3 protein-coding genes and 1 pseudogene are annotated in these 2,913 nt (G+C 69.9%); all 4 read right to left on the bottom strand.

The genetic code is table 11. The features are described 5' to 3' along the window. The coding region (locus VLG41_RS15425; RefSeq protein WP_325350282.1) for a phosphotransferase family protein at window positions 1-695 on the bottom strand (695 nt) is incomplete at its 3' end. After that, on the bottom strand, window positions 692-1,999 hold the full coding sequence (locus tag VLG41_RS15420; protein WP_325350281.1) for a TRAP transporter large permease: 1,308 nt from the start codon (window positions 1,997-1,999) through the stop codon (window positions 692-694). The genes VLG41_RS15420 and VLG41_RS15425, both read right to left, overlap by 4 nt. A gap of 1 nt (window position 2,000) precedes the next feature. After that, complete coding sequence (locus VLG41_RS15415) at window positions 2,001-2,492, bottom strand: TRAP transporter small permease (RefSeq protein WP_325350280.1); 492 nt, start codon at window positions 2,490-2,492, stop codon at window positions 2,001-2,003. A gap of 3 nt (window positions 2,493-2,495) precedes the next feature. Continuing rightward, window positions 2,496-2,913, bottom strand: a pseudogene (locus VLG41_RS15410) (hypothetical protein); the annotation flags it as partial.

Genomic DNA, 2,913 nt, shown 5'->3' with positions numbered 1-2,913 from the left:
TCCTGCTGCAGGAAGTTGCCCACGCGGTAGTCGCCGTGCACGATGACCACGCGCGGCGCGGTGGGCGCGTGGCGCAGCAGCCAGCGCATGGCGTGGTGCATCTGCGGCGGCGCGCGCGAGGCGTCGTCGGCGAAGCCGGCGTGGCGCCACCAGTACAGGGTCTGCTCGCGCGCCACGCTGGCGGCGTCGACCTCGCCCCACAGGCGCTTGAGCGGCGTGGACTGCCAGTGCACGCCGTGCAGCGCGGCCAGGCCGTCGGTGAAGTCCTGCGCGAGGCTGGCGTTGCGTGCTTCGCCGCGCGCCTCGGCCGCGCCCTTCCAGGGCATGGGCGTGTCGCCGTCCACCCGGCCGGTGACGAGAAACGGCGCACCGATGACCGAGGGGTCGTCGCTGAAGGCGAAGACACGCGGCACCGGCAGCGCCGCCAGGCCCTGCAGGGCGTTGAGCGCGTGGTACTCGGGCTCGGCCCGGTAGGGCGCGAGCAGGCCACGCGGGTCGCCGATGCGCAGGATCAGGTCCAGCGCTTCGCTCCCGTCCTCGGGGGTGGCGCGCAGGCCCAGGGTGATCCAGGAGAAGCCGGCGGGGAAGCGGCGCCAGCCGTCCAGGTGCAGTGGGCGCTTCAGCGCCTGGGAGAGAAAAGGGCCAAGCCGGCGGTTCAGTGTGTCCGCCGACAGATCCAGGCTGGGTGCGTTCATCCGCCGGTGCTCTTGAAGAGAAGGTTGGGGAGCCACAGGCTGAGCGCGGGGACCGAGGCGATCAGCAGCACGCGCAGCAGGTCGGCCGTGATGAAGGGCAGCACGCCGCGCATCACCGAGCCCATGGCCATGTCCGGCGTCACGGAGCGGATCACGAACAGGTTGACGCCGATGGGAGGCGTGATCAGGCCGATCTCCACCACCACCACGATCAGGATGCCGAACCACACCGGGTCGTAGCCGAGCGCGGTCACCACGGGAAAGAAGATCGGCACGGTGAGCAGGATCATGGACAGGCTCTCGAGCACGCAGCCGAGCACCAGGTAGATCGCGATCATGACCAGGATGACGCCGAACGGTGACAGGCCGCTGCCCTTCACCATGGCCAGCAGGCCCTCGTGCACGCCGGTGATGTTGACGAACTCGCCGAACAGGGCCGCGCCCAGGATGATGGCGAACATCATGGCCGAGGTGCTCGCGCTGTCCGCGAAGATCTGTCGGATCTGCGCCAGCGTGAGGTGGTGGCGCGTGAGAGCGAACAGCAAGGCCACCGCCGCGCCGATGCCCGAGGCCTCGACCGAGGTGAACAGGCCGCCGTAGATGCCGCCCATGACGATGGCGAAGATGGCGGCCACGGGCCACAGCGTGCGCACCAGGCGGCGCACGTCCATCTTCACGCCTTCGGTGTGCACAGGCGCCTGCGATGGGTCGCGCCAGACCATGTAACGCACCGCCAGCAGGTAGCCGGTGACGGCGATCAGGCCCGGCACGATGCCGGCCGCGAACAGCTTGCCGATGTGCGTCTGCGTGGCCACGCCGTAGACCACCATGATCACCGAGGGCGGGATCAGGATGCCCAGCGTGCCACCCGCCGCCACCGCGGCCGAGGCGAGCTTGTCGCCGTAGCCCAGGCGCCGCATTTCGGGGATGGCGACCTTGCCCATGGTGGCCGCCGTGGCCACGCTGGAGCCGCAGATGGCGCCGAAGGCGCCGCAGGCCGCGACGGTGGCCATGGCCACGCCGCCCCGGCGGCGGCCGATCAGGGCCTGCGCGGCGCGGAACAGGTCGCCCGAGATGCCGGCGCCCGCGACCAGGTTGCCCATGAGCACGAACAGCGGCAGCACGATCAGCGTGTAGACGAGCGTGCTGTCGCGCGTGATGGTGGCGGCCATGCTGAGCGCGGGCGTCCAGCCGTTGAGCCACACGACGCCGCCGAAGCCCACCAGGCCGAGGGCGGTGGCGATCGGCACCTGCAGGAAGATCAGGGTGAAGGCGATGAGAAAGCCAATGGTGACGGCCAGCACGTCAACGCTCCTCTTCTGCGAGCACGGTCTCCCGACGCCAGGCCCCCATCGCCTGCGCAACGAAGATCAGCGCACTCAGGCCGGCGAGCGCTGCCATGCCCCACAGCACCCAGGCCGTGGGGATGCCCAGGATGGCCGAGGCGTCGCCGTAGCCGGCCGAACGCAAGGCCTGGCGTGCACAGGTCCAGGCGATGACGCCGAACAGCGCGGCGCCCACGCCGCCCGCGAGCAAGCGCTGCAGGCCGCGCATCGCGCGCGGCACCGGCACCAGGTCGACCACGATGTGGCCATGGCGGCGCGCCAGCACGGGATAGAACACGAACACCATCAGGCCCAGCAGCACCTCCATCACCTCCGTGCCCCAGAGCAGCGGGCTGTTGAAGAGGTTGCGGCCGGCCACGTCGATGGTCACGATCAGCATGAGGGCCAGCAGGCTCAGCGTGCCGACGGCCTTCAACGCGCGTTCGACGCGTCCTTCCCGTGCGAGCGCCATGCCTTATTTCCCTCGTGAGGCGGTGGCCACCTCGGCGCGCAGTTCGTCCAGCAGCTTCTGCGGATCGGCCACGCCCTTTTTCTTCGCCTTCTCGATCCAGTCCTTCTCGACCGGCGCGAGCACCTTCTTCATCTCCTCCACCAGCGGGGCGGAGGCGGTTTCCACGCTCTTGCCGGCCTTGCGCAGACCGTCGAAGGCCGCTCGGTCGCCCTTGGCGTAGGCGGCGCCGATCTTCGCGGCGAAGGCGTCGCCGCTGATCTTCGTGATGGCCTCGCGGTCGGCGGCGCTGATGGACTTCCACTTGTCCTCGTTGATGCCCAGCACCAGCACGGTGTTGTAGATGGCGCCCGGCACGATGGTGGCGTGCGACACCAGGTCGTTGAGCTTGAAGGCCGGGATGGACTCGGGCGGCATGAGCGTG

Origin of the sequence: Hydrogenophaga sp. (genome assembly GCF_035481345.1) — a bacterium.
In the GTDB taxonomy this organism is placed as follows: Bacteria; Pseudomonadota; Gammaproteobacteria; order Burkholderiales; family Burkholderiaceae_C; genus Hydrogenophaga.
The sequence above is the reverse complement of the archived record's forward strand: the minus strand, read 5'-3'. Positions and strand labels throughout refer to the sequence as shown.